The 21090-nt window shown below is 46.6% G+C and carries 16 protein-coding genes; 13 read left to right on the top strand and 3 right to left on the bottom strand.

Features of this window, described 5'->3' with window-relative positions; genetic code table 11:
• Window positions 1-52: 52 nt before the first annotated feature.
• The 6 genes from AB5150_RS03275 to AB5150_RS03250 all read left to right on the top strand — a co-directional run bounded on the left by AB5150_RS03275 (window position 53) and on the right by AB5150_RS03250 (window position 5935).
• Entirely contained in the window at window positions 53-1357 is a 1305-nt protein-coding gene (locus tag AB5150_RS03275; RefSeq protein ID WP_055272202.1) for an ATP-binding protein, read from the top strand.
• 223 nt (window positions 1358-1580) lie between these two features.
• Window positions 1581-2633: an AIR synthase-related protein gene (locus tag AB5150_RS03270; RefSeq protein WP_055272205.1), complete on the top strand. Its 1053-nt coding sequence runs from the start codon at window positions 1581-1583 to the stop codon at window positions 2631-2633.
• Between the two features lie 10 nt (window positions 2634-2643).
• A complete protein-coding gene (gene trmL, locus AB5150_RS03265; protein WP_022216959.1) occupies window positions 2644-3141 on the top strand; it encodes a tRNA (uridine(34)/cytosine(34)/5-carboxymethylaminomethyluridine(34)-2'-O)-methyltransferase TrmL in 498 nt (165 codons plus the stop codon).
• 19 nt (window positions 3142-3160) lie between these two features.
• Window positions 3161-4228: a WYL domain-containing protein gene (locus AB5150_RS03260; RefSeq protein ID WP_055224063.1), complete on the top strand. Its 1068-nt coding sequence runs from the start codon at window positions 3161-3163 to the stop codon at window positions 4226-4228.
• A gap of 114 nt (window positions 4229-4342) precedes the next feature.
• Window positions 4343-4879, top strand: a complete 537-nt coding sequence (locus AB5150_RS03255; protein ID WP_055272207.1) for a sigma-70 family RNA polymerase sigma factor — start codon at window positions 4343-4345, stop codon at window positions 4877-4879.
• Between the two features lie 15 nt (window positions 4880-4894).
• Entirely contained in the window at window positions 4895-5935 is a 1041-nt protein-coding gene (locus AB5150_RS03250) for a hypothetical protein (RefSeq protein WP_055272210.1), read from the top strand.
• A 69-nt stretch (window positions 5936-6004) separates the two neighbouring features.
• On the opposite strand, the gene AB5150_RS03245 is transcribed toward AB5150_RS03250, so the two are convergent.
• From AB5150_RS03245 to AB5150_RS03235, 3 genes are all read right to left on the bottom strand, one after another.
• Window positions 6005-7573, bottom strand: coding sequence for a HAMP domain-containing sensor histidine kinase (locus tag AB5150_RS03245; RefSeq protein WP_022216956.1), 1569 nt, complete (start codon window positions 7571-7573; stop codon window positions 6005-6007).
• On the bottom strand, window positions 7573-8307 hold the full coding sequence (locus tag AB5150_RS03240; protein ID WP_015534659.1) for a response regulator transcription factor: 735 nt from the start codon (window positions 8305-8307) through the stop codon (window positions 7573-7575). Before AB5150_RS03240 ends, AB5150_RS03245 begins: the two co-directional genes overlap by 1 nt.
• Window positions 8308-8393: 86 nt before the next feature.
• Entirely contained in the window at window positions 8394-10859 is a 2466-nt protein-coding gene (locus tag AB5150_RS03235; RefSeq protein ID WP_055280229.1) for an endonuclease MutS2, read from the bottom strand.
• Window positions 10860-11218: 359 nt separating this feature from the next.
• On the opposite strand from AB5150_RS03235, the gene AB5150_RS03230 reads away from it, so the two are divergent.
• The 7 genes from AB5150_RS03230 to AB5150_RS03200 all read left to right on the top strand — a co-directional run bounded on the left by AB5150_RS03230 (window position 11219) and on the right by AB5150_RS03200 (window position 21087).
• A complete protein-coding gene (locus AB5150_RS03230; RefSeq protein WP_022216954.1) occupies window positions 11219-11656 on the top strand; it encodes a hypothetical protein in 438 nt (145 codons plus the stop codon).
• A gap of 138 nt (window positions 11657-11794) precedes the next feature.
• Window positions 11795-12739: a 3'-5' exoribonuclease YhaM family protein gene (locus AB5150_RS03225; protein ID WP_022216953.1), complete on the top strand. Its 945-nt coding sequence runs from the start codon at window positions 11795-11797 to the stop codon at window positions 12737-12739.
• Window positions 12740-12766: 27 nt separating this feature from the next.
• Window positions 12767-14599, top strand: coding sequence for a 23S rRNA (uracil(1939)-C(5))-methyltransferase RlmD (rlmD, locus tag AB5150_RS03220; protein ID WP_368291190.1), 1833 nt, complete (start codon window positions 12767-12769; stop codon window positions 14597-14599).
• Window positions 14600-14713: 114 nt separating this feature from the next.
• On the top strand, window positions 14714-14893 hold the full coding sequence (locus AB5150_RS03215; RefSeq protein WP_349193699.1) for a hypothetical protein: 180 nt from the start codon (window positions 14714-14716) through the stop codon (window positions 14891-14893).
• A 127-nt stretch (window positions 14894-15020) separates the two neighbouring features.
• Window positions 15021-15848, top strand: a complete 828-nt coding sequence (locus tag AB5150_RS03210) for a ParA family protein (protein ID WP_368291189.1) — start codon at window positions 15021-15023, stop codon at window positions 15846-15848.
• A complete protein-coding gene (locus AB5150_RS03205; RefSeq protein ID WP_368291188.1) occupies window positions 15802-16749 on the top strand; it encodes a ParB/RepB/Spo0J family partition protein in 948 nt (315 codons plus the stop codon). Before AB5150_RS03210 ends, AB5150_RS03205 begins: the two co-directional genes overlap by 47 nt.
• A 192-nt stretch (window positions 16750-16941) precedes the next feature.
• Window positions 16942-21087 (top strand): SpaA isopeptide-forming pilin-related protein, encoded by a 4146-nt coding sequence (locus AB5150_RS03200; protein ID WP_368291187.1) that lies wholly within the window; start codon window positions 16942-16944, stop codon window positions 21085-21087.
• Window positions 21088-21090: the final 3 nt, after the last annotated feature.

Genomic DNA, 21090 nt, shown 5'->3' with positions numbered 1-21090 from the left:
GGCATCATCTGTGTGGTGATACATATAGCCGTTCAGAAAGAAGGATATACACATGTACAGAGACATAGCGAAATTGGTTTTATACAGAGATCTAGGAGAGGACAGCATACTTATGAAGCTGTCTGGAATATTTGAGGATTTTGATCTCAAGAGGTGTGAGAATGCGGAGCTGTGTGCCCGCATATACGATCAGATCAAGAGACTGCTCGATCTTGCGACCAGCTATGGATTCGACAAGAATCTGTGGCACAACTATCTGGCATTTATACTCATCACCAATGAGAACTCATTCAGTATAACAAGTGAGAAGGTAGGAGCAAATGACGGAACCGTTAATTATTTCGCCAAGAATGATTTCAGGATATTCAAGAAGCTGTTCGACTTTGATTTCTCAGAGATAGAGAGCGCACTTGGAATAGATTGTTTCTCAACTATCAACAATTACAAGTCTATTGGCAAGAAGGAGAGAATGTACAATAAGAATGTCAGTGAGAAGGTTCAGGCTGTCAGCAATGCCATAGAGGAGGCTGAGAACGAGAACCAGATATTTGATATAGTTACATCATTCTACAAGGCATATGGTGTTGGTATGTTCGGTCTCAACAAAGCGTTCAGGATCACCCGTGAGCACGGAGATCTGGAGTTTGTACCTATAAATAACACAGAGGATGTCATGCTGGATGACCTCATCGGATATGAGATCCAGAAGAAGAAGATCGTGGACAACACTGAGGCATTTGTGGAGGGCCGCAAGGCGAACAATGCACTTCTCTTTGGTGACAGTGGAACAGGAAAGTCAACCACGATCAAGGCGATCATCAACGAGTACTATGACAGAGGACTTCGTATGATAGAGATATACAAGCATCAGTTCCAGGATCTGTCGCAGGTCATATCGCTTATCAAGAACAGAAATTACAGATTTATCATATACATGGATGATCTTTCATTTGAGGAATTTGAGATAGAGTACAAGTACCTCAAGGCTGTCATCGAGGGTGGACTTGAGATCAGACCTGACAATGTGCTTATATATGCCACATCCAACCGCCGTCATCTCATCAAGGAGACATGGAACGACAGGAATGATATGGAGAATAACAATGGTATTCACAGGAGTGATACCATTCAGGAAAAGCTGTCACTGGTCAACAGATTCGGAGTCACGATCAGCTACAGCGCACCTTCACAGAAGGAATACTTTGAGATCGTCAAGGGACTTGCTGAGAAGGAGCACATCACCATGGACGAGAAGGAGCTCTGCGCAGAGGCAAACAAGTGGGAGCTTGCACATGGCGGCATAAGCGGACGTACTGCACAGCAGTTTATCAACTACCTTAAGGGGCAGGGATTGTAAAAATAATTGCTGTTGAACTACGGTTTATATTTTGTTATTATTAAGTTAATTTTGTAGAGCAAGATACTTTGATAAGGAGTGTGGAAAGATGATAGATCTTAGCAGCAAGAAAGGTAAGACACTGGTATCCAGAATAATTGTTGTGGTTCTGTGTATCGCAATGGTTGTTACACTTTTAGTTTCAGCATTCTAATAGGAAAACAGGTCGAATTGGAGAGTAGATATGAGAGGAAAGTTTGGAGAGCACCAGACGGTGCGATCGATACTTAAGAGTCTGCCACGTACTGTCCACGACGATGTGACGAGAGCCGGAATAGGAGATGACTATGCCCGGCTCTTGTTGCGTGATGGGGGTAGCGGAGACACCGGCGCAGCTAAAAGCGTGAATGTTGCGGCTGGTGTGTGCTGTGACAGCGGGTATATGGGACTCAGACTTGATATAGCGAGACTTTACAACAGTATAAGGATTGGCGGATATATGCCATGGGCGGCAGTAGATACCATAGTTATGCCTGATGACGATGAACGACGCATGAAGAAACTGCTCAGAAAGCTTGCGGGCATATGTGTGGAATATAGAGTAGATATTATTACGGGGCATACCGAGGTGAATAATGCTGTATCTGAGCCGGTTATAAGTGTGACTATGATGGGAAGGCATGCAGGTCAGGGCGAGGATATGCAGGAATTGCAGAATCAGGATGTTCACGGATACCAGATGCCTACAGGACATGGTGTAGCTGGTACGCGAGGACTGAAATGGCCGGCTGGCATGGATATAGTTATGTGTGGACAGACCGGTGTTGGTGGAACCCTGAAGATCTATTATGATAATCAGAAGGAGCTTTTTGAGAGGTATTCGGAGAGCTATCTGAGACCTGTGGAGCAGCTCGAGCAGCTTATACTGCTTGGCGGCCAGGTTGACATAGCATTAGATCATGGCTGTATATATTCACACGACATATCGAGGGGCGGCGTATTTGCAGCTCTCTGGGAGATGGGAGATGCGCTGAAGTGCGGGCTTGAGGTATGTCATGACAATATACCGATACTTCAGGAGACAATAGAGATATGTGAGCACACTGGGGATAATCCGTATATGATAGATGGTTGTGGTTCTGCACTCTTCGTAGTTCCGGATGGAAAATTGCTGGCTGATAAGCTCTATGAGGCAGGATATGAGGCTTCAGTCATAGGCCATCTTACGGAAAAAAGCGATAGGGTTGTGGTGCACGACGATGAGAGGAGATTTCTTACACCGCCAAGGTTTTTATAGGAGGAGTAGTATGCTAAATATAGTATTACATGAGCCGGAGATCCCGGCCAATACAGGCAACATAGGAAGAACATGTGTGGCAGCAGGCGCAAGACTGCATCTCATAGAGCCGCTGGGCTTCCAGATAAATGAGAAACAGCTGAAGCGTGCCGGGCTTGATTACTGGGACAAGCTGGATGTGACAACGTATGTGAATTTCGAGGATTTCCTTGCAAAGAATCCCGGAGCAAAGATATACATGGCGACAACCAAAGCCAGGAAGAAGTATACAGATGTGAAGTTTGAGGATGACGCATACATCATGTTCGGCAAGGAGAGCGCGGGTATACCTGAGGAGATCCTGGTTGATTATAAGGATACATCTATCAGGATTCCGATGTTCCCAGACATTCGTTCACTGAATCTGGGCAACTCTGTGGCAATAGTGCTGTATGAAGCACTCAGACAGAATGATTTCCCAGGTCTAGAGGAAGCGGGAAATCTACATCGTCTTAGTTGGGACATGTAGTGATAGAGGGGGAATATACATGGCGTATCCTACAAGTGGAAAAAAGATGCTGAACATATGCATTCTGGATATACTGAAGAAATATACGGACTGTGACCACACCATGGATCAGAAGGATATCATTGCGAAGCTCAAAGAGGATTATGATATAACTGTGGACAGAAAATCCGTAAAGGCAAATCTCAACTGTCTGGTGGATTATGGCTATGACATTGAGTACACCGAGACTGAGCGAGAAAAGAAGGATGGCACAAAGGAGATACTCACGTCGAACTGGTATTACAACCACGAGTTTGACGATGCAGAGCTTCGAATGATGATAGACAGTATCCTGTTCTCCAAGACCATACCGGCTGGTCAGGCAAGTCAGCTCATAGACAAGATAGCAGGTCTGTCAAATATATATTTTACAAACAAGATGACGCATGTGAGCAGTCTTCCGGGTCTCGAGCACACCAGCAACAAGCAGACACTGTTCAACGTGGGAATGATAGACGATGCCATATCTGAGAAGAAGCAGATATCATTTGTTTACAATAATTATGGTGAGGACAAGAAGCTTCATCCGAGGCGGGAGGAGCCGTACGTAGTCAATCCGTATCAGATGGTGGCGAATGACGGAAAGTATTACCTCATCTGCAATTACGACAAGTATGACAATCTGTCGAATTACAGAGTGGATAAGATGACACAGGTCCAGATAGTTGACAGGCCTGTGAAGAACCGCACAGAGGTAAAGGGAATGGAGCATGGACTCAACCTTCCAAAGCATATGGCTGAGCATATCTATATGTTTGCCGATGAGCCGGTGACCATAGTGATGCGTGTCAGAAAGGCTGCCATATCGGATGTGGTGGATTGGTTTGGAAGAAACTTTGATGTGGTCGATGAAAATATAGCCAGACAGTACGAAGGCTTCAGGGAGACTGAGGATGATGTAACTTACGTTCGGCTTGTGTGCAGCCGTCAGGCGATGGCGCACTGGGCGATGCAGTATGGAACCTCGGTGGAGGTCATTTATCCCACAGAGCTCAGAGCCCAGATCGGTGAGGCTGTAAAGGAAATGAATAACAAATATAATAATTAAAGAGATGGCTGTCAGTATAATTCAAAAAACTGGCAGCTTTTTTATAAAAAAATCGCTTTTACTGCAAGAAAACACAGATTTTGATCGGAATATATATTAGAAACACACGGGGAGGTGAATGATATAGTAACTAGGAACAATTATATATCGAAGCTGAAACGGCATAATGAGAAAGCTCTGGAGTTTGTGGTTCAGGAATATGGCGGGCAGGTGAAAGCCGCTGTGTACAAGAATCTTTCGGGCATGCCGGAGGAAATTGAAGAGTGCATGGACGATGTGTTTCTGGATGTATGGAACAATATAGACAGATTTGACGAGAGCAAAGGCTCGTTCAGAAGCTGGATAACGGCAATTGCAAGATTCAGATCCATAGATTATCTGAGAAGATACAGCAGAAGATGTTCGGAGGAAGACATAGCAGACTATGAGAGCAAGCTTGCAAATGACAACCTGCTGGAGATACTCGATGAGGATATATCGGACAGCATGGAAAAGCTGCTGAGTGGTCTGTCGGATGAAGACAGGGACATCATTCTGAGGTACTACTGGGATGACCAGTGTGTAGATGAGATAGCGGAAGATTATGGGGTATCTTCATCATCTATCTACAGCAGAATGTCCAGAGCAAGAAGTCGATTGAAACAAGTATAAAGGCGGTGAATGATCATGAAAAACGGAAAAGACAGAAATGTATATGATGTTATGAACGATGTAAATGTGGACATTGAGACCATGGATATGTCGGATGAAGAGAAGGATGCCTGTGTGAAGAGGCTCAGGCACAAGGTGAAGGCGAGGAAAACCGGAAGAAATCATGGATGGAAGACGGCGGCAGCGGCAGTGGCGGCTGTTCTGATCCTGTCGGGAGGCGGACTGACATATGCGGCAGAGAACGGCTCGCTGGCATGGTTTTTTGACAGCCTGAGCAGGGAGACAGGAAGTGTTATTCCATCAAAATATGTGGACGAGAGCTACATAAATAACGAGTATAAGGGCAGTGTAAAGGTGATAACCGAGTCCGATGCAAAAGTAAGCTTTGATCTGAAGAAGGTAGCAGTGGATGGCGATCAGGTCAACATTGCGATGGTGATTACATACGATGACTTTGACACAGAAAAATATGAGAGCTTTGATACTCAGATGCAGATAATAGAAGGCGGTGCGAACATCGTCAGTGAATATGCGGGCAGCACGGCTCCTGGCGATGGAATCTCGCTCACGAACAAGCAGACAATGTCTGATATTGTATACAAGTTAAAAAAGAAAAATGCATACAAGGTGGGGGATGTAATCACCATGAGATGTAACAGCATTACCCTGTTCAACAAAAATAAATCAAGTGATGGCGCGGTCGCCTATGTAGCAGACGAGGTGGATGGCCCTTGGACCTTACAGTTTAAGGTTCAGGATGATATGCAGGGACATAGTGTGGATGTATCCGGCATAGATGGCATTGAAAAATGTACAATAAATACAAAGGGCATAACCATTGACATTGCTGAAAATGCGGCGGTCGATGATGAATCGCTGGAGAATATAATAATTGAGATGACAGACAATAAAAAATTAAAAGATGTAGTATATGGAATCGGCAAGACCGGTGATGGCGACGGCATACAGAGAATGGAGTTGAACTTCACTAAGCCGATAGATGTTTCACAGGTGAAAAATGTGTGGATAGATGGTAGAAAATGTAAAGTGAAATAAATAGAGCCCGGGTATTACAACAGAGACATTCTCTGGGGTAATACCCGGGCTTTAATATTCTGCGATATGTTATGAATCCTTGATCCTGAATTTGCCATTGCTCTTCACGCCGGACGATGATATGTCTGTATCGGAGTGGTGTTCAGTGTGCTCGACATGCACAGGCTTGATAGGCACCTGCATATCCTTCTCCTTAGGAAGGGAGAAGATAAATTCGCTTCCCTCGCCCTCCTCGGATGTGAGGGTGATCTGCTCGCCGTGAGCCTTGATGATCTCCTTGGTTATGGCCAGTCCCAGTCCGGTTCCGGTCTTGTCCTTGCCACGGCTTGGATCTGTCTTGTAGAATCTCTCAAATACCTTCTTCTGGGCATCCTTTGGAATTCCCACGCCTTCATCCTTGACGCTTGTATATATCTTGTTGTCTTTCTCAGTCACCTGAACCCTGATCTGCCTGCCCTCAGGAGTGAACTTTATGGCGTTGTCAACCAGATTGTATATAACCTGCTGTATCTTGGTCCTGTCGGCATATACCACGGTGTTGTCCGTGAGAAAGACGCTGTCCAGGAAAATTCCCCTGTCCTTGCACCTTTTCTCAAATGTGTTGATGGTCGGTGTGATGATATCCCTGATATCGAAGTTGGACTTGTCAAGCTGCAGGTCAAATGAGTCAAAGTTGTTCAGCTCCAGAAGTCCCTGTGTCAGCTTGGTCAGTCTCTGTGCCTCATTTAACACTATGCCGAGGTACTTCTCATGCTTTTCCAGTGGAATAGTGCCGTCCAGCATGGCCTCTATGTAACCCTTGATGGATGTGAGTGGCGATCTGAAGTCATGGGATATATTTGATATAAATGACTTCCTGTACTCATTTGAACGGCTCAGCTCATCTGCCATCTCCTCCATGTATCTCGCAAGTTCGCCGAATTCGTTCTTCGCGGTCACATTTACCCTGGCATTGAAGTTACCCTGGGCGTATGACTTGGACGTCTTGATGATCTCACGTATAGGCTTGAGCAGGCTGTTTGACATGAGCATAAGCGCGATCATGGCGATCAGCATGAGGATCAGGAATGGCACAAATGTCGTTGAAAGCATCCTGCTCTTTATATCCTGCTTGAATGTCATAGGTGATGTCAGGATGATAGTTCCCATGTAATTGTTCCACGAGTAGAGAGGCTGGCCGATCACCAGAGTGTCCTCCGAGAAATAGCCGCCAAATGTATCCTCGAAGCAGAATGATGCAAACAATTCATCCGGTTCCACATAATTCTTGAGGTTGTCATTTGTGCTGCTGTGTGAATCTGAATCCTTGGAAGACCCACCGGATTCACTGCTTCCTGAAGAGCTTCCCGACCTGAAAATAATGTTGCTGCGTTCATCGGTGAGCCAGATTCCCATGTCCAGGGTATCCGCCGCATGTTGAAGCTCCTTGTATAATTCCTTGCTGTCAATGGTTCCGTTGCTGTAATCAGTCATGGCGCCATCGGCAAGCATTGTGATCTCGTTCTTCATGGTGGATTTGCGCTCTGAGAGAACAGAATTCTGTGCTGTTGATATACTGTACACCATGAGCAGTGCAAATATGATCACAACCAGCACTACGAATCCGACCACGATCTTGTCAAATGCTGTTTTCTTCATTATGATCTCCATTCAAACTTGTAGCCTATGCCCCATACAGTGGCAATGCTCCAGTTATGATTGTTGTTCAGCTTCTCACGAAGTCTCTTGATATGTACATCCACGGTCCTCGTGTCGCCCACATACTCGTATCCCCACAGCTTGTCCAGAAGCTGCTCTCTGGTAAATACCTGATTTGGTCTGCTGGCGAGGAAGTAGAGGATCTCCAGCTCCTTTGGCGGCATCTCGAGATTGTGTCCCTCAAAGGTTACAGTGTAGTTGGAGATATTTACGACCAGCCCGTCATACTCCACAAATGTACCTACATGGTCCGCACTTGTGACATCGTAAGCTGCGCTCTGTGGCTGCTTCTGTGCACTCTCAGTCATGGCTGACCTTCTGAGAAGGGCGCCGACCCTTGCCACCAGCTCATTTGAGTCAAATGGCTTGACGATATAATCATCTGCACCGATCTTAAGCCCCAGCACCTTGTCAAATACCTCACCCTTGGCAGAGAGCATGATGATAGGCGTGTTCGAGGTCTTTCTTATCTCTGTACACACCTGGTAGCCGTCCATTCCCGGAAGCATGACATCCAGGAGAACCAGATCAGGCGAATATTCTTCAAATAACTGTAGAGCTTCCGTTCCGCTTGCGGCTATCTCGGTCTCATAACACTCTTTGTTGAGGTAGAGTGATATAAGCTCTGCGATGTTCTCGTCGTCGTCAACGATGAGAATATTATTTTTGCTCATATATATAAACCTCCCAGTAAATTTATAATAATATAGTTTGTAAAAAATCCGAAGGCGTACACCGATTTCATTGTTGAAGCATTATTTTAAAGTTCCACTATGGTGACTCCCGCATCACCCTCTCCGAATTCTCCGAGACGGAAGGACTTGACATGTGGCTGTGATTTCAGGAACTGATGTATTCCCTTTCGAAGAGCACCGGTGCCTTTTCCGTGGATGATGGTGACTCTGTGCAGATGTGCCATAAGGGCATCATCAAGGAATCTATCCACAAGTGATGTGGCTTCGTCGACCGTCATACCGAGTACATTTATCTCAGGCTTGATATTCATCATCCTGTTCATGCTCTTGCCACCTGTGACTGTGGCCTTCTGCGGCTTCTTCTTCTCGTGCTCAACCAACAGGAGATCTGTAGGTGGAAGAGATGCGCTTATTATGCCCATCTGGACCTTGAGCTTGCCCTTGGAGTCAGCCAGTGCGGTGATGGTTCCCTCAGAATCCATGCTGATGACATGTACTGTATCGCCAACCTTGAAGTCAGATGCCTTGTGGTCTGACTTCACTGTCTTGCGCTTCTCCTCGTTCATCTTGCCGAGGTCGTTGATCTTCGCGCGGAGCTTCTGTCTCTCGGCCTCCATCGCTTTTGCATCGGCCTTTGCCGGGTTAGTGGTCCATTTGTTGTATTTCCTGATGGCGGCATCGGCCTCAGCCTTCGCCTCCTCTATGATCTCGGATGCCTCCTGACGTGCCTTTGCCAGAATCTCGGCTTTCTTGTCGGAGAGCTCAGAGTCTTTCATCTGTGCACGCTCCTGAAGCTGCTTTGCATCCTCCTTGAGTCTTGCAATGTCGGCTTTGTCCTGTTCAATCTCCCTCTTGCTTCTCTCAAGATCCGCAATCAGGGTTTCAAAGTCAACTGTATCGCTGTCGATATTGGCCTTGGCGCTCTCGATGATGCTATCGTCGATTCCAAGCTTCTTCGCTATGGCGAAAGCATTTGACTTTCCAGGAATACCGATCATCAGTTTATATGTCGGCTGGAGTGTTGCCACGTCAAATTCGCAGCTTGCATTCTCGACACCCGGTGTGCTCATGGCAAATGTCTTGAGCTCACTGTAGTGTGTGGTCGCCATACATCTGACACCCATGTTGTTCAGATGTGACAGGATGGCGATGGCAAGTGCTGCACCCTCTATAGGGTCCGTACCGCCGCCCAGCTCGTCGAAGAGGACCAGACTGCCTGGAGTTACGTGATCCAGTATGTACACGATGTTGCTCATGTGGGATGAGAAGGTGGACAGATTCTGTTCTATACTCTGCTCATCTCCGATATCGGCAAATACGTCGTCAAATACATTCAGTCTTGAACCGTCAAGTGCCGGAATATGAAGTCCGGACTGTCCCATGAGTGAGAAGAGTCCCAGAGTCTTAAGTGATACCGTCTTACCACCGGTGTTAGGACCGGTCACGATGAGGAGGTTGTAGTCCTCACCCAGTTTGATGTCCACAGGTACGACGGTGTGCTTCTCCAGCAGCGGATGTCTTCCCTGCTTTATATCGACAATCCCATCGGTGTTGAATATCGGTTCGGTTCCCTTGTAGCTTCTTGCAAATGATGCCCTTGCGAATATAAAGTCCAGTTCTGCCAGAGTGTCGAAGTCGTATTTGATATATTCTATCTCAGCCGCTGTCTGGGCGGAGAGTGATTCAAGTATCTTCTCGATCTCGGCAAGCTCCTGATTGTCCAGCTCCTTCAGCTCGTTGTTCAGGTTCACGATGGCCATAGGTTCGATGAACACTGTGGCACCGGTTGACGACTGGTCGTGTATCATACCGGGAAAATGGTTCTTGTACTCGGCTTTGACCGGTATACAGTATCTGCCATTTCTCATGGTTACCAGGTTATCCTGGAACATGGTCTGCTTGCTGGTATCGCTGACAAGCTTTGCAAGCTGGTTGTGCAGCTTTTCATTTGTCAGGCGCTTGTTCCTTCTCACTGCCTTGAGACCTGATGAAGCGTCATCGGCGAATTCGTTTTCAGAAATTATGCATCTGTGGATCTCCCTGGAGAGATGCTCCAGTGGCATGAGCTCCAGAAATCTCGTGCGCAGGCTGTCCGGGCACGTGGTGCCATCCGGGTTCATGCTGAGCCCGAGCATCTTGTTGGAAGCTTTCTCTTCCTCGATCTGCTCTTGACTGCGCCTTCTCGTATCGGTCATGCTGGTGCCCTCGTTCTCGCCGTATCTCTTGGCGGTGGCTGCCAGGTCAAGCATGCTGGCCACATCAAGCAGCTCAGCGGTGGTGAGGATACCCTCGACCTCAAGTCTCTTTAGAGATGCCCCGATATCTTTAAGTCCTGCAAATGACAGATTGCCCTGGGTGTTCAGACGCCTTAAGGCATCCCTTGTCTCCTGCTGGAGCGTCTCGATCATGGCGAGATCCTTGCGGGGCTTTATGCGCTGACACTTCCTCTTCGCCATGGGTGATGAGGCAAATGTTGTCAGCATCTCAACTATTTTGTTGTATTCTATAACTCTTAATGTTCTTAGATTCATTTTCAGTGTTCCTTATTTGTTTTTAATGTCGTGTTCTATATTTTATGTATATAATATGTAGATTTTGAATCGGATAGGTACTAAACATGATAAGTGCATGAAAAGCATAATTAAATATACATAAAGTCTCTAATTCTACACATACATAATTGATTATACCCCTTATAATTATAGAGCGTCAACATATTGCAGGTGTAGAAATAGGCACATTTTCCCTGATTAATTCAGCGGCTGTGGTTGCGGGAGAAACACAAAGCTGATATTATAAAATACAGTTTGATCTGGGAAAAATAAAGCGATATATGACTTAAGACAAAGAGAGAGTTACGTATTACAAAAAGAAGAGGAGAAGACAGGTTATGAAAGAGTTATTGCAGTTTTTGTTGGGGATAGTATTGATGATAGCAGGCGGTGTGATGTTTCTTAAGAATGTCGTCGTGTCCGACTGGGGACTTTTAAGTTCACTGTTTCGTATAGGTGGTGGTGTGAATATTGGAGGAATCTTTATTGTACTGTTGGTCATCGCATTTATCGCACTTCTGGTTAAGCCGAACATGGGAACAGGACTTGTGTTCACAGGACTTTGTATAGCATTCTTTGTATGCATCATAATCTCACTGAATGTTTCACTGAGATATATGTCAGGACTTGAGCTTACACTTATTCTTGGAACACTGTGCGTTGGAATCGCATTTGTCATCAAGGGGCTGTTTGGAGTGAGAAAGCTTGACAGGGAAGAATCACGGAAGAATGGGAAGGCTGCTTCAGATAAGCTTCATGAGTATGATAAGATGTGATGTGGGGGAATATAGTAATATAGGCGGTTGTGGAAATGTTCAGTAAATACTGGATTTTCACAACCGCCTATTGTATTCTTATATATGATTAAAATTAAAGCATACAATAATAATTAAGCATAGAAAGAGGAAAGAAAAATGGTATTTATAACAGATTTCAATGAAGGCGACATGATATCAAATGTCTATCTCTGCAAGAACAAGCAGACAGGAACTACAAAATCCGGAAAGACATACTACAACCTGGAACTTGTGGATAAGACAGGAAGTATAGCCGGAAAGGTCTGGGAGCTGAGCAATGCGATAGGACACTTTGAGTCAAAGAACTTTATCAAGGTGGATGGTCAGGTCACATCATTTAACAATGAGCTTCAGCTCAATATCAAGAAGATTCGTATTGCAGATGAGGGAGAATACTCAGAGGCTGATTATATGCCGTGTACCAAGAAAGATATAGAGCAGATGTACAAGGATCTTATGGCTCTCGTGGAATCACTCGACAAGGATTATTACAAGGTGCTTCTGAAGAAATTCTTCGCCGAGGATCCTGCATTTGTCAAGGAATTCAAGAATCATTCAGCGGCAAAATCTATACACCATGGATACATAGGAGGCCTCTTGGAGCACTCACTGGCAGTTGCCAAGATGTGTGACTACTACACCACATATTATCCGGTGCTCAACAGGGATCTGCTGATCACAGCGGCACTTCTCCACGACATTGGCAAGGTCTACGAGATCTCCAAGTTCCCTGAGAACGACTACACAGACGCAGGTCAGCTTCTGGGACACATAGTCATGGGAACGATGATGATACGCGATAAGATCAATACCATAGACAATTTCCCTGCAAAGGCGGCAAATGAGCTGGAGCACTGCATACTGGCTCACCACGGGGAGCTTGAGTACGGCTCACCAAAGAAGCCGGCACTCATCGAGGCTCTGGCACTGTCCATGGCGGACAACACAGACGCCAAGATCCAGACATTTATCCAGGAGCTGGATGCGGCAAAGGACAACAATGGCTGGCTGGGCTTCAACAGAGCATTGCAGTCTAATATAAGGAAGACGTCGGATAATTAATAACGGCAATAGGAAGAGAGATAGTATATGTCAGATATTAGGAACAATAGGAGACCTAAGAACAATAGACGAGTAAATGGTATGCAGAGAAAAAATACCATGGAGGCAGTGAATAATGCCAGTTCAGTTGTTAGAACATCCGGAACGGATGCGGCAAATACTGGTGAAGTCACGCTCGTCAAGAATGAGGATTACCAAGTGCTCATCGAGGACATGGGCAATGACGGAGAGGGCATTGGACACGTTCAGGGCATGACTGTATTTGTCAAGGATGCCGTGGTGGGCGATCTGGCGGAGGTAAAGATCGTCAAGGTGAAGAAGAACATAGCCTACGGAAGATTGATGAAGCTCATCACACCATCGCCATACCGCGTGGAGCCGGTGTGCGACAAGGCGAAACGATGCGGCGGATGCACCATGCAGCAGGTTTCCTATGAGCAGCAGCTCGAATACAAGTGGAACAAGGTGAAGAACTGTCTGCAGAGAATCGGCAAGATGGAGAACGTGGAAGCCATCATGGAAAAGCCAGCCTACGGCATGAACAATCCATTCCACTACAGGAATAAGGCCCAATTCCCTGTCGGCAGAGACAAGAATGGCAATGTTGTCATCGGATTCTACGCTGGAAGAAGCCACGACATCATAGACACAGAGAGCTGTGCCATCGGTGCGCCAGTGAATGACAAAATAGTTGCTATTGTCAGAAGCTTCATTGAGGACAATCACATATCGACCTACGACGAGGAGACTGGAAGAGGTCTGGTCAGACATATCCTTATCAGAGTTGGATTTACCACCAAGGAGATCATGGTGTGTCTGGTGACAAATGGCAACAAGCTTCCGCACAGTGAGATTTTGATAGATGAACTGGTTAAGATAGACGGCATGACATCCATTTGCCTGAATGTCAACATGGAGAATACGAACCGTATACTCGGTGATAAGTGCATAACCCTCTGGGGACAGTCATACATCACGGACTATATCGGTGACATCAAATATCAGATATCCCCATTGTCCTTCTATCAGGTAAATCCTGTCCAGACAAATGTCCTGTACAACAAGGCTTTGGAGTATGCGGATCTGTCAGGCGACGAGACTGTGTGGGATATGTACTGCGGAATAGGAACCATATCCTTGTTCCTCGCACAGAAGGCAAAGAAGGTATACGGAGTGGAGATCGTTCCACAGGCTATAGATGATGCAAGACACAACGCCGAGATCAACGGGATCACAAATGCCGAGTTCTTTGTCGGCAAGGCAGAGGAAGTCGTTACAGATATATATAAGAAAGGTGGCGACGGCTCCCACGCGGACGTCGTGGTCGTAGACCCACCACGAAAGGGCTGTGATCAGGTTCTTCTGGATACTCTGGTCCATATGGCGCCGGAACGTATCGTCTACGTGAGCTGCGACCCGGCAACCCTGGCTAGGGATGTGAAAATACTTCAGGAGAAGGGGTATGTGGCGAAGAAGGTGGCGGTCGTGGATCAGTTTTGCCATAGCGGGCATGTGGAGACGGTCGTACTTCTTTCCCACAAAAAACCAGACAGCGTAATCAATGTAAAAGTGGAGTTTGGCGAGGGTGAGGGCAAAATTCCTCTTGATAATATCGAAAAAAGAGCAGAAAGCTACAAGCCAAAAGAGCGAGTAACCTACAAGATGATTAAGGAGTACATAGAAGAAAAATACGGCTTCAAAGTACATACCGCATATATCGCAGAAGTAAAACGAGATTTAGGGTTGCCGATGTATGATGCTCCTAATGCGGTAGAGGAATTGAAACAACCGAGGAAACACCCAACACCAGAAAAGGTAGAAGCGATAAAAGATGCCTTGAAACATTTTGAAATTATCTAATCGTACAGGCGTATCATTAGAAATAGTGGTACGCCTATTTTTTGCCCTGATTTGCAGATTTGTCCTTTCCTTTGCTTACAGATATAATTAAGTCAAGAAAGGACGGTGACAATTATGAGAGATAAAACCTATCACGCATATTTGGATAGCCACGAACGGCAGATAGTTATACATAGCCTTGTGGAGCTGAAAAATCAGCTCATACAGCAGGGCAGATATACAGACTGTGTTGACGAGCTAATATTCAAAGTCGCCAACGCTCCTGTTAAGAGAATGAAAATTGAATATGTCTAAGGCACATTACACCGAGCCGCTTATTCTTATTGATTTTTAAGAGTAAGCGGCTTTTTTGCGTTCTCTGATATGGTTACATAGCCGCCTTGACAAAGCGGCTAAATAAATGCGAAAGGAGGACGCACCTATGTCAAATTGCAAAGTGATTGCTCTGACTAATCAGAAAGGCGGTGTCGGAAAGACAACCACGGCGGTCAATCTGGGCGTAGGTCTGGCAAAGCAGGGCAAGAAAGTTTTGCTCATTGATGCCGATGCACAGGCTAATCTCACAATGGCTCTGGGCTACAACAGACCAGACGATATTCCTGTCACACTCTCCACCATAATGCAGAACATCATAGACGATAAATCTTTTGATGCTTCTGGAGGTATCCTGCACCACAGCGAGGACGTTGACCTGCTCCCGTCCAACATTGAGCTGTCAGGCTTTGAGGTCAGGCTTATCAATGCGATGAGCCGTGAGAGTGTTCTGAAAACCTATGTGAATGAGGTCAGGAAGAATTACGACTATGTGCTTATCGACTGTATGCCCTCTCTCGGAATGATAACTATCAATGCTCTAGCGGCGGCTGACAGCGTGATTATTCCCACACAGCCCCACTATCTTTCTGCCAAAGGTTTAGAGCTTTTGCTTCGCTCGGTGTCAATGGTCAAGCGGCAAATCAACCCCAAGCTGCGGATAGACGGTATCCTTATGACAATGGTAATGCCACGCACCAACATTTCTAAGGAGATTACCGCAACCGTTAAGAGTGCTTACGGGCAGAGGATTAAGGTATTTGATACGGAAATCCCTCATTCTATCCGTGCGGTGGAAGCTACCGCAGAGGGCAAGAGCATTTTTGCCTATGACAAAAGCGGTAAGGTAGCCGCAGCTTATGAACAGTTTGGAAAGGAGGTGGCAGATATTGGCGAGAAGCAGAGAAAGCAAAATCGAGCTGACTGCATACGATGACCTTTTCCAGACGGACGAGAGCCGTGAGGAAGCAAAGCTAAGTAAAATCAGGGATATACCGATTGCAGAGATTGACGAGTTTCCAGACCACCCATTTAAGGTTTTGATGGACGAGGATATGGAACAGCTTGTCGATAGTATCAAGCGAAATGGTATTATGACCCCTGCTACCGTGCGGGTCAAAGAGGACGGACGGTATGAGCTTATTAGCGGTCACAGGCGTAAAAAGGCTTGTGAGCTTGCAGGGCTTAACACGCTTAAATGCGAGGTTAAGGAGCTGACCCGTGATGAAGCCATTATTATAATGGTGGAAAGCAACTTGCAGAGGTCAACGATTTTACCGAGTGAGAAAGCCTTTGCTTATAAGATGCGGCTTGAAGCTATGAAGCGGCAAGCAGGCAGACCGCCGAAAGAAAATGCGTCGCCAATGGCGACTAATTTCTCAAAAGGCAGGTCGGACGAGGAATTAGGCGAACTTGTCGGAGAAAGTAAAGACCAAATCCGTCGTTTTATCCGATTGACCGAGCTTGTTCCTGAAATCCTGCAAATGGTGGACGACAGGCAGATTGCTTTTCGCCCTGCGGTGGAAATCTCCTATCTGTCCGAGGAACAGCAATACACCCTGCTTGAAGCGATACAGTACAACGATGCTACCCCGTCACTTGCACAGGCTATCAAAATGAAAAAGTTTATGCAGGACGGAAAGCTGACGGACGAGGTTATCCAGAGCGTTATGGAGGAAGAAAAGCCGAACCAAAAAGAAAAGCCTGCCTTCCGTGATGAAAGGATAACCAAGCTCATTCCAAAGAATGTCCCTAGAGGGCAGGAAACAGATTTTGTTGTTAAGGCGTTGGAGTTTTACAACCGCCACCTGCAACGAAGCAAGGCTCACGAAAGGTAAGCCACACACCGAGGGAGGGGTCTGTCTATGCGGAGGATAGCCATTTTTTCGGCTTCCCCCTCTCCACACCTCACCCCCTTAACTACTACCAAAACTATCCGAAAAAAGAAAAACTATAAGCTGTCCGATACAGGGCAGCTTTTTCGGTTAGTAAGGGAAATTTTCAATATCAACATTATCAGGAGGTAAGCGATGAAAATTCGCGGATTATTCAAAAAGGCTGCGGCTACTCTTATGGCTGCGGTCACGGCATTGTCGATTTTGCCTGCAACGACGGCGTTTGCAGCGGGTGACATCGGTACGATTTCCTTTAGCCACACCTACGACAGCAGCGGCAATGCTATGAGATACAATTCGAGTGCAACCTTTGACGGTCATACCGCAGGCGGCACGGGAAACTATAAGTACCGTATGTTTGTGGACGGAGAAAACGCCTTTTGTATTCAGCCGGGTGTACCGCTGAAAACAGGCAACACCTTGAAACAGGCATCTTCGGACACTTGGAACGCCCTTTCTGCCAATCAGAAAAAGGCAGTCGGGCTTGCCCTGCTCTACGGGTATCAGGGCAACCGCAGTAACCTTACAGGAAGCGATGATGAGAAGTGGGTTGCGACACAGACCCTTGTATGGGAGTTTGTCACGGGCTGCCGTGAAGCTACAGGCCCATTTAGCAAGACAAACGACAAGGTTTACAGCCTGCATTTTGGCTCTAACTATGCTAACAGCGGAGCAAAGGCGGCATACGACCAGATTGTTTCGCTGATGAGTGGGCATCATACTATTCCGAGCTTTATGTCGGGCAGTAAAAACGGCATCACAAAGGAGCTTGCCTATAAGGATGGCAAATATACGCTGACCTTTACGGACAGCAACGGTGTTCTTTCCGATTATGCCTTTTCAAGCTCTGACAGTAAGGTAAGCGTGTCGAAATCTGGCAACAAGCTGACTATCAGCTCTGCTAAAGCCTTTGACGGTACGGTACGCATTACCGCAACAAGAAACAATGTGCCGACAGTCAGCAGTAGTGCAAAGCTGATTGCATACGGCGACCCGAACTTGCAGGACTTGGTAACAGGCGTTGAAAATGCCGATACCGTAGCCGCTTATATCAATGTGGAAACCCCGACAGGCACGATTGCCCTGAAAAAGACTTCCGAGGACGGTGTTGTAGAAGGTATCCAGTTTACCATTAAGGGCAAGGACTTTAATCAGACGGTCAAGACCGACAAGAACGGCAATATTACCGTAGCAGGTTTAGTGCCTGACACCTACACCATTACGGAACAGGCGATTGATAAATATGAGCCGCAGCAGACCCAGACCGTTACCCTTATCGGCGGCAAGACCACAACCGTCACTTTCAGTAATGTTTTAAAGCGTGGAAGCCTTGAAGTGGTTAAAACTTCCGAGGATAATCTGGTTGAGGGCGTGAAATTCCACCTTTACGGCACTTCCCTTAGCGGTTATCCCGTTGATGAATATGCCGTAACCAATGCAAAGGGCGTTGCAAAGTTTGAAAATGTCCTTATCAGCGGCAACACTCCTTACACCTTAGAAGAAGTCGATACCGCAATCCGCTATGTCGTTCCTGCTTCCCAGACCGCACCGATTGAATGGAACAAGGTCACAAACCGCAGCTTCCACAACATTCTCAAAAAATTCAATGTGACGGTCACAAAGACCGATGCGGAAACAGGCAAGCCGCAGGGCGACGCTTCCCTTGCAGGTGCGGTGTATGGCATTTACAAGGGCGAAGAACTCATTGACACTTATACTACCGATGCAAACGGTCAGTTTACGACCAAGTATTATATTTGTGACAATGACTGGACTATCCGAGAAATCAGCCCGTCCGAGGGTTATCTGCTCGACACCACTATTCATAAGGTCGGTGCAGAGCCAGAGCTTTATACCGTAGAGCTGAACAGCACGGAAAACGCCGTGAATGAACAGGTCATTAAGGGTAACATTTCCATTATCAAACACACTGACAACGGCGAAACACAGATTGAAACACCCGAAGAAGGGGCTGTTTTTGAGGTTTATCTGAAAGCCGCAGGCAGCTATGAAGCGGCAAAGGAAACTGAGCGTGATATGCTCACCTGCGATGAAAACGGCTTTGCCCAGAGTAAGGATATGCCATACGGCATTTATACCGTGAAGCAGACCTCTGGTTGGGAGGGTCGAGAGCTGATGAAGCCTTTCGATGTATTTATCAATCAGGACGGTCAGACTTACCGCTACCTTATCAACAACGCAAACTTTGAGAGCTATATCAAGATTGTCAAGAAAGATGCAGAAACGGGAAAGACAATCCCGTATGCAGGGGCAGGCTTCCAGATTTATGACCCAAGCGGCAGCCTTGTATCTATGACTTTCACTTATCCAGAAGTGACAACGATTGATACTTTCTACACCACCGCAGACGGCGACCTTATCACACCGCAGACTTTGGAATACGGCAAGGGCTATTCTCTGGTTGAGGTGCAAGCCCCTTACGGCTATGTACTGAACTCCGAGCCTGTCTATTTTGATGTAATGCAGGAGAACTCCGAGGAAGAAAGCGGCATTACCGTTATTGAAGTGGTACGCTCCAATATGGCACAGAAAGGCACAATTACCGTAACCAAATCTGGCGAAATGTTCAGCACCGTTGCAGGCGACAAGGGCTTGTATCAGCCTATCTTCTCTGTCGGCAATCTGGAGGGTGCGGTCTATGAGATTCGTGCTGCCGAGGATATTTATACTCTGGACGGAACGCTTAGAGCTTCTAAGGGCGAGGTTGTGGATACTGTTACCACAGGCAAGGACGGTACGGCAAAATCCAAAGAACTGTATCTCGGAAAATACGAAGTTAAAGAAGTTACAGCTCCGTTCGGTATGGTGTTGAATGAGGAAATCCACGCCGTCGAGCTTGTGTATGCAGGTCAGGAAATCGCCGTAACGGAAACTGCCACAGGTTTTGTGAACGAGCGTCAGCGTGTGGAAATCGACCTTGTGAAAGCCCTTGAAATTGACAAGGATTACGGCGTGGGCGAAAACGGCGAGCTTGCCGATGTAACCTTTGGCTTGTATGCCGCTGAGGAACTGACTGCCGCAGACGGAAAGACTATCCCTGCTGACGGTTTGATTGAGGTCATCTTCCTTAATGAGAACGGTCACGGCAAGGCAATCAGCGACCTGCCGATTGGCAACTACTATGTGCAGGAAATCAAGACAAATGCAGCTTATCTTACGAGCGATACTAAATATCCCGTAAACTTTGAGTATGCAGGTCAGGAAACCGCTACTGTCCACATCACGGCAAACGAGGACAACGCCATTGAAAACAAGCTGATTTACGGCTCTGTAAGCGGTAAAAAGTCTGACGAGGACGGAAAGGCTCTTGGCGGTGCTGTTATCGGTATCTTTAAGGTGGGTACAACCGAGTTTACAAAGGAAAATGCGATTAAGACTACCACATCGGCGGATGACGGTAGTTTTTCTTTTGCAAAAGTACCGTATGGAACTTGGGTAATCCGTGAAATCGAAAGCCCGAAAGGGTTTGTACTCTCCGAAGAAGAAATCCCTGTTACTATCGGAAAGGTTGACGAGGTTGTGGAAATCGAGCTTGTCAACTTCTATATCACAGGCAAAATTGAGCTGACAAAGGTGGACGAGGATTATCCTGAAAACAAGCTGACGGGTGCGGTCTTTGAGGTCTATGCCGATAAGAACGGCGACGGAAAGCTCGACAAGGACGATGAGCTGCTCGGAACAATGGGCGAAGTGGAAAAAGGTGTTTACCAGATGGGCGACTTAAGATACGGCAAATACCTTGTCCGTGAAAAGACAGCCCCAGAGGGCTTTATGCTTGACGAAGGCGTGTATGGCGTATCCATTGAGGAAAACGGCAAGACCTATGCCGTAGAGAACAAGGCAGGCGTTGGCTTTATCAACACCGCACAGAAAGGCTCTCTGAAAATCGTTAAGACTTCCTCTAATGGAAAACTGGAGGGCTTCTCTTTTAGAGTAACAGGTACGGACTATGACCAGACCTTTAAGACTGACAAAAACGGCGAAATCTTCATTGATGGCTTGCGTATTGGCGAGTACACCGTTTCTGAGGTCAGCGACAATGCTTCCGCAGGCTATATTCTCCCTGCCGACAAGCAGGCAACGGTTAAGGTCGGAGCAACCACGATTGTTCAGATGCACAACGAGCTTCGCGACACACCGAAAACAGGCGATGACTTCAATCCTGCCTTGTGGGTAAGCCTTGCGGCGGTATCCCTTATCAGTGCAGGCGTTCTCGGCGTTGTTGGCTTTAAGGGTAGAAAAAAGAAGAAGGAGGACTAAGGA

This window comes from Coprococcus sp. RTP21281st1_F1_RTP21281_210402 (assembly GCF_040915325.1).
GTDB classification, from domain to species: Bacteria; Bacillota; Clostridia; order Lachnospirales; family Lachnospiraceae; genus Coprococcus; species Coprococcus aceti.
This window is presented reverse-complemented; position numbering and strand designations above follow the sequence as displayed.

Excerpts from the sequence above, each read along its gene's own strand:
- AB5150_RS03215 (WP_349193699.1), top strand. The coding sequence starts at position 14,714 with ATGAGAGATAAAACCTATCACGCATATTTGGATAGCCACGAACGGCAG.
- AB5150_RS03240 (WP_015534659.1), bottom strand. The coding sequence starts at position 8,307 with ATGAGCAAAAATAATATTCTCATCGTTGACGACGACGAGAACATCGCA.
- AB5150_RS03230 (WP_022216954.1), top strand. The coding sequence starts at position 11,219 with ATGAAAGAGTTATTGCAGTTTTTGTTGGGGATAGTATTGATGATAGCA.
- AB5150_RS03260 (WP_055224063.1), top strand. The coding sequence starts at position 3,161 with ATGGCGTATCCTACAAGTGGAAAAAAGATGCTGAACATATGCATTCTG.
- AB5150_RS03245 (WP_022216956.1), bottom strand. The coding sequence starts at position 7,573 with ATGAAGAAAACAGCATTTGACAAGATCGTGGTCGGATTCGTAGTGCTG.
- rlmD (WP_368291190.1), top strand. The coding sequence starts at position 12,767 with ATGTCAGATATTAGGAACAATAGGAGACCTAAGAACAATAGACGAGTA.
- AB5150_RS03225 (WP_022216953.1), top strand. The coding sequence starts at position 11,795 with ATGGTATTTATAACAGATTTCAATGAAGGCGACATGATATCAAATGTC.
- AB5150_RS03235 (WP_055280229.1), bottom strand. The coding sequence starts at position 10,859 with ATGAATCTAAGAACATTAAGAGTTATAGAATACAACAAAATAGTTGAG.
- AB5150_RS03210 (WP_368291189.1), top strand. The coding sequence starts at position 15,021 with ATGTCAAATTGCAAAGTGATTGCTCTGACTAATCAGAAAGGCGGTGTC.
- trmL (WP_022216959.1), top strand. The coding sequence starts at position 2,644 with ATGCTAAATATAGTATTACATGAGCCGGAGATCCCGGCCAATACAGGC.
- AB5150_RS03250 (WP_055272210.1), top strand. The coding sequence starts at position 4,895 with ATGAAAAACGGAAAAGACAGAAATGTATATGATGTTATGAACGATGTA.
- AB5150_RS03200 (WP_368291187.1), top strand. The coding sequence starts at position 16,942 with ATGAAAATTCGCGGATTATTCAAAAAGGCTGCGGCTACTCTTATGGCT.
- AB5150_RS03275 (WP_055272202.1), top strand. The coding sequence starts at position 53 with ATGTACAGAGACATAGCGAAATTGGTTTTATACAGAGATCTAGGAGAG.
- AB5150_RS03270 (WP_055272205.1), top strand. The coding sequence starts at position 1,581 with ATGAGAGGAAAGTTTGGAGAGCACCAGACGGTGCGATCGATACTTAAG.